4 protein-coding genes and 1 pseudogene are annotated in these 6,409 nt (G+C 64.4%); all 5 read right to left on the minus strand.

What is annotated here, in order from left to right:
• A pseudogene (locus AC1Q6P_RS23780) lies at nucleotides 1-143 on the minus strand (GDP-mannose dehydrogenase); the annotation flags it as partial.
• Between the two features lie 99 nt (nucleotides 144-242).
• Entirely contained in the window at nucleotides 243-2,180 is a 1,938-nt protein-coding gene (locus tag AC1Q6P_RS23785) for an XrtA/PEP-CTERM system amidotransferase (RefSeq protein WP_492666250.1), read from the minus strand.
• 8 nt (nucleotides 2,181-2,188) lie between these two features.
• Nucleotides 2,189-3,370, minus strand: a complete 1,182-nt coding sequence (locus tag AC1Q6P_RS23790) for a TIGR03088 family PEP-CTERM/XrtA system glycosyltransferase (protein ID WP_492666249.1) — start codon at nucleotides 3,368-3,370, stop codon at nucleotides 2,189-2,191.
• A gap of 28 nt (nucleotides 3,371-3,398) precedes the next feature.
• Nucleotides 3,399-4,679: a nucleotide sugar dehydrogenase gene (locus AC1Q6P_RS23795; RefSeq protein WP_492666248.1), complete on the minus strand. Its 1,281-nt coding sequence runs from the start codon at nucleotides 4,677-4,679 to the stop codon at nucleotides 3,399-3,401.
• Nucleotides 4,680-4,732: 53 nt separating this feature from the next.
• Complete coding sequence (gene xrtA / locus AC1Q6P_RS23800) at nucleotides 4,733-6,334, minus strand: exosortase A (RefSeq protein ID WP_492703360.1); 1,602 nt, start codon at nucleotides 6,332-6,334, stop codon at nucleotides 4,733-4,735.
• Nucleotides 6,335-6,409 lie beyond the last annotated feature (75 nt).

Below are 6,409 nucleotides of genomic sequence, written 5' to 3' on the forward strand. Positions count from 1 at the left end.
TCGACCACCGGCGTCTTGCCGTTCTTGATCAGGTCCAGCTTGGCCGGCTCGATGTCCACGCCCACCACATCATGGCCATCCCGCGACAAACACGCCAGCGACACCGCGCCCACATAGCCCAATCCAAAAATGCTGATCTTCATTGCTCAAAGTCTCCGAAATCTTGATGCAGCTCCGGGGCGCGAACGCCCCGGAATCCAGCTGAGCCCGCCGTCAGAAAAAGCCAGGCGGGCAGACCCTACTCAGGCGGGGACGCCGTCCCGGCTGTGAACGGCCAAAGGCAACTCTTCATCCACCACCTGGCGCAGGAAGGCCTCGAACATCAGCAGCGTCCACAGCGGCGCGCTGTAGTCGCGGGCGCCGCTTTGATGGGCCTCGACCAGGTGTTGCAGGTACTCGCGGTTGAACCAGCCGGTGGCGGCCAGGCGCGGGCCGAGCACGGCGTCCTGCACCCGTTGCTTGAGCGGGCCACGGAACCAGCGCGCCAGCGGCACGGCGAAGCCCATCTTGGGCCGGTACAGCACCTCGTCGGGCAGCAGTGGCTCCATGGACTTCTTCAGCAGGTACTTGCCTTCCTGACCGCGAATCTTGAGGTCCGACGGCAGGCTGGCCACCCACTCGACCAGCTCATGGTCCATCAGCGGCTCACGCACTTCCAGCGAATGCGCCATGCTGGCGCGGTCCACCTTGGTGTTGATGTCGCCGACCAGATAGGTCTTGGTGTCCAGGTACTGGATCAGGGCCAGCGGATCGTCGGTCTGGGCCTTGGCCGCATGGCGGTCGAACACCTCCTGGGCCTCGTAACCGCTGAGCTGGGCCTTGAACTGCGGGCTGAAGAGTTGCTCCCGCATGGGGCCGCGCAAGATGGACACCGAGTGGAAGTAGGCCTCGACGGCATTGCGCGACAGGCCTTCGAACGTGGTCTTGGCGCGGAACACGCGCGGCGCCCAATCGGCCTTCGGATACAGACGTCCCAGCGTGCCGAACAGCGGCTTGCGCAGGCCGGCCGGCATCATGGAGCGCATGCGCTCTTCCATCAAATGCATGCGGTAGCGGCGGTAGCCGCCGAAGGTCTCGTCACCGCCATCGCCCGACAGGGCCACGGTCACATGCTTGCGCGCCAGCTGGCAGACCCGGTAGGTCGGGATGGCCGAGCTGTCGGCATAGGGCTCGTCGTAGAGCCGAGCCAGGGTGTCGAGCAGGTCGAAGTCGTCGGACTTGACGGTCTCAACCTTGTGCTCGGTGCGGTAGCGGTCGGCCACCAGTTTGGCGAACTCAGATTCGTTGAAAGCCGGGTCGTCGAAGGCGATCGAGCAGGTGTTGACCGCGTCCGAGCTGATGCCGGCCATGGTGGCCACCACGGCGCTGGAATCCACGCCACCGGACAGGAACGCGCCCAGCGGCACCTCGGCAATCATGCGCAGGCGCACCGATTCCTTGAGACGTTCCTGCAGTTCCAGACAGGCTTCCTCGACGCCGATCTGGCGGTCGAGCGTGAAGCGCACATCCCAGAACTGCTTGGGTTCGGGAATCGACTGGCCGCGACGGATGCACAGGCTGTAGCCCGGCTCCAGCTTGCGCGCCTGCTTGAAGATGCAGCGCGGCTCGGCCACATAGCCGAGCGCGAAATACTCTTCGACCGCCAGCGGGTCGATGTCGCGGCGCATCTGGCCATGGGCCAGCAGGGACTTCAGCTCCGAGCCGAACAGCAGCTGGCCATCATCCAGCACGCTGTAGAACAGGGGCTTCACGCCCATGCGGTCGCGGGCCATGAAGAAGGTCTGCTTGTTGCGGTCCCAGAGCGCAAAGGCAAACATGCCGCGGAAGCGTTGAACGCAGTCCTCACCCCAGGCTTCCCAGGCATGGACGATGCACTCGGTGTCGCTCTTGGTGTGAAACACATGACCCAGGGCCTGCAGTTCGGGGATCAGCGACTGGTAGTTGTAGATCTCGCCATTGAAGACCACGACCACCGAACCATCCTCGTTGAACAGCGGCTGCTGGCCGGTGGAGATGTCGATGATGGACAGCCGGCGATGCCCCATGCCCAGGCCGGGTTCGGTGTGCAGGCTGCCTTCATCGGGGCCGCGGTGGTGCTGCGACTCGTTCATCCGATGCAGGCGCGCCGCATCGATCTCGCGGGCCGCGCGCGTGTCAAAGATTCCAGTGATTCCGCACATATCTTGTTCTACTTTGTGGTCCGCAGACCGTGTTCGAGATCGAGTGGGGGCCGCCCCAGCGCCTGGCTGTACAAAGCATCATATGCCGCGACCATGGCACGCAAGCTGAAGCGCTGCTCCACCCGCTGACGCCCGGCTTGGCCGAAATCGGCCCGCAATGCCGCGTCCTGCGCCAGGCGGATCAGGCCTGCAGCCATGGCCGGTACATCGGCTGAGGGCACCAAGAGTCCGGTACGCCCCTCTTCCACCAGCTCGGCATTGCCACCGACGCGGGTGGCCAGCACCGGCAGGCCGCAGGCCATGGCCTCCAGTATGGTGTTCGAAACACCTTCCGCCAGCGACGGCAGGGCAAACACATCCAGCCCGCGCATCAGCTCTGCCACATCGCGCCGCTCGCCTGGCAGGTAGGCCAGATCGCTCATGCCGGCTTCGGCCAAGACCTGGGCCACCTGAGCGCGCAGGGGGCCATCGCCCGCCATCACCAGCCGCAGGCGCTCGCGCAAGCCAGGCTGCTGCTGCAAGGCCAGGACAAAGGCGCGGGCCAGGGTCAGCTGGTCCTTGACCGACTGCATGCGCCCCACCGTCCCCACCAGCAGCTGTGGGCCGGATTGGAAGGGGCATCCTTCTATCGAGGCCACCGCCGCGCCGCGCGGGAGGAACTTGTCGGTGTCCACCCCGTTGTAGATCTGGTGGATGCGGTGCGGCGCAATACCGACGGCATTCTCCAGATAGCCGCCCAGGTCGCGCGACAGCGCCACATAGCGTTGCACAAAAGGGCTGTAGAAGCGTCGGGTCAGCCGGTTGCGACGATTGAGGCCATCCACATCGTCCATGTCTCGGCCATGCTCACCGTGGATGCGCGCCGGCACACGGGCCAGCCACGCCGGCAGCTGGCCTTCGAGCGCCGCCAGATTGCGGCTGTGAACGATGTCGGGCCGCAGCTCACGGCACATGCGATACAGCGTGCCCCACTGCAAAACGCCCGGCCCCGGTGGCTTGTTCAAGGCCAGGAACTGCACATCGTCGCGTTGGATGCGGCGCCGGAACTCGGTGACCTCGGTCATGGCCACCACCGCATGGCGCCAGCGGCTGGCGTCCATGTGGTTGATCAGATTGACCACCCCGTTCTCCAACCCTCCGGTGTCGAAGCGGAACAGCAGGTGGACGACCAGGGGCCGGCGATCGTTCATGCTGTCGCTTGGCAAGCCGGGCGCGGAATCAGAGGCGCCAGACGCGGAAGCCGGCAGCTTCCAGCGCAGACTGATCGAAGGCCGCCTTCACATCGATGAAAGCACCGCCCTTGACCAGCTTTTGGCCCAGGTCTTCCGCGCTCAGCTTGGCGTATTCCTTGTGCGCCACGGCGGCCACCACGGCGTCGGCGCGCGGCAGGTCTGCGAAGGGCAGCAGGCGCACGCCGTACTCGTGCATGGCTTCCTCAGCCTCGGCCTGGGCATCGGTCACGAACACTTCCACGCCGTAGCTGCGCAGTTCGTTGATGATGTCGATGACCTTGGAATTGCGCAGATCGCCGCAGTCTTCCTTGAAGGTCAGGCCCAGCACATTGACGCGGGCACCCTTGATGTAGGAGCCCGAAGCAATCATGTGCTTGATGGTCTGCTCGGCAATGAACTTGCCCATGCTGTCGTTGATGCGACGGCCGGCCAGGATGACTTGCGGGTGGTAGCCCAGCATGTCGGCCTTGTGGGTCAGGTAGTACGGGTCCACGCCGATGCAGTGGCCACCAACCAGGCCCGGCTTGAACTTCAGGAAGTTCCATTTGGTGCCGGCCGCGGCCAGCACCTCGGAGGTGTCGATGCCGATCTTGTCGAAGATGATGGCCAGCTCGTTCATCAGCGCGATGTTCAGGTCGCGCTGGGTGTTCTCGATCACCTTGGCAGCCTCGGCGGCCTTGATGCTGGAGGCGCGGTGCACGCCGGGGATGATGATCTTCTCGTAGAGCTCGGCCACCTTGTTGAGCGTCTCGGGCGTGTCGCCGGAGACGATCTTCAGGATCTTGGTCAGCGTGTGCTCCTTGTCGCCCGGATTGATCCGCTCGGGGCTGTAGCCGACGAAGAAATCCTGCTTCCACTTCAGGCCCGACTCGCGTTCCAGCACGGGGATGCAGACCTCTTCCGTGGCGCCGGGGTAGACGGTGCTCTCATACACGACGATGGCGCCCTTCTTCATGTGGCGGCCGACGCTGGTGCTGGAGCCGATCAGGGGCTTGAAGTCAGGGATATGGGCCTCGTCCACCGGCGTGGGCACGGCGACGATGATGATGTCGGCCTCGGCCAGCATCTCGGGCTTGTCGGTGTAGACCGCATGGGTGGCAGCCTGCACCTGCTCGTCAGTCAGCTCGCGCGAGGGGTCGACGCCACGCTGGCAGGACTCGACCTTGGCGGTCGAAATATCAAAACCAATGGTCCGGATCTGCTTGCCGAACTCCACCACCAAAGGCAGGCCCACATAGCCCAGGCCGATCACCGCTAAGGTCGTCATCTTGTTTCCCTTGTCAGTCCAAAACTCAAAGTCGATCGTTCAAAAACAGCTGTTCAGCCGGGCACCGCTGGTGCCGCGGCCTGCGCGTCCCGGGTCTTGCGCAGGGCCGCATCGAATGCGGCCCAATTCTCTTGCACAAACTCACGCAGGACAGCCTCACCCGCCCCCTCATCTCCGCGGTCTGTGTAAAAGACCAAAGAGGCAGCATCGTCACCGCGGCCCATCAGGCGATGCCAAAGGGCCAGCAGCTTGGCCTGCCAGTCACGGCTGGTGGCGTCACCATTGATCCAATACACCTGCCAGACATCGAGGCGCCGCGGCCACGGGCTGTCCGTGCCACGCAGATTGAGCAGTTCAACGCGACGCACGGCCAAAGAGGCTTGAGGCAAGTCAAGCCGCCCCTGCGACACCACGGACCATTGACGGTCCTCGCTGGCGACCAAGGTGTTGACCGAGCTGATCAGCTTGCTGCGGTAGCTTTGCTGGCGGTAGTAGGCCACGTGCACGCCCAGCTCTTGATTGCCTTTGCGGAAAACAGCCGCCGCCTGCGCAGCAGGAGACTGGAACACGGGCTTCAACATCGGCGCTGTGGCCGGCATCGACGTCCAAGCGCCCAACGACCCCGTGGGCAGTGCCAAACGAAGCTCGGTCTGACTCGCTGGTACGGCGAGGTGCTGGGACCAGGCAAATGGCGCCAGCAAGACGAGCAAGCCGGCACCCAGGGTTGTCGGCACAACGGCAGGCGCCCGAGAGGGCAAGGCCGCGCCGTTCGCAGCCGGTGGTGTGTCAAGGCCTTGCGCATCGGCCTCGGCCCAACGGCCACCGACCATGAACATGGCCAGCATGATGATGCCGAAGAACACCCAGCCGTAGAGCAAATGGTCAGCCCCGGTCGCCAATTCATTGCCGGACACATGGCCGAGCAGCACGGTCAGATAGGCTCGCACCCAGTTGGCCACCACCGGCAGCATCGTGGCGAAGATCACAAAGATCACGCGCCGCTTGAGGGAACGGTAGTTCAGGTAGGCAAACAAAGCGCCCACCATGACCGAAGCCATCAGGTAACGGATGCCACTGCAGGCTTCGACCACTGACCAGTTGCCGCTCGGGATCACGAACTGCAGACCTTCGCGGTAGACCGGAATGCCGCTCAGTCGCAGGGCGCTGACCGTGAAGTCCGCCGTCCAGTTCATGAACAGCGGCATCAGAAACTCACCGATGGGTACGGCGAAGAAGAAGAAAGCGAGCGGGAAGGCCATCACACGCGCCACCGCTGCCCCCAGGCACAGCGGTACGGCGCACACCAACATGCCCACCAAGGCCAGCTGGGTGGCCGCGTTGACTGCCGCCAAGTCGCCGAGCAACCACAACAGGCCGCAAGCTGCCATGGGCAACAAGAACCAGGGCGACGGCCGCGGCTCGAGCACGGCGATGGAGGCTCGGAGTCGCCAAATCAACCACAAGGCAATTGGCGGCACCGTGAAAGCATGTGCAAAGGTCTCCGACCGGTTCCAGATTTGCACCATGGCCCAGGCGGTCTGGTGGTACAGGCCCAAAACCACGAGCAAGAGCAGCACAAGCCCCGCGAGCGCACGTGGCCAGCCTGCGCCGCCGGGCGCGCCGCTCTTCACTGGCGTCGGGCTGATCGGGCTCATCACCAGCACAGCCCCTGCACCCGGGCCTTGAAGTCCGCCTTGTTGGGCAGGTTCACCAGGTCCAGCAGGTCCTGG

It is taken from the genome of Roseateles sp. GW835-FHT13E02, from assembly GCF_058794035.1.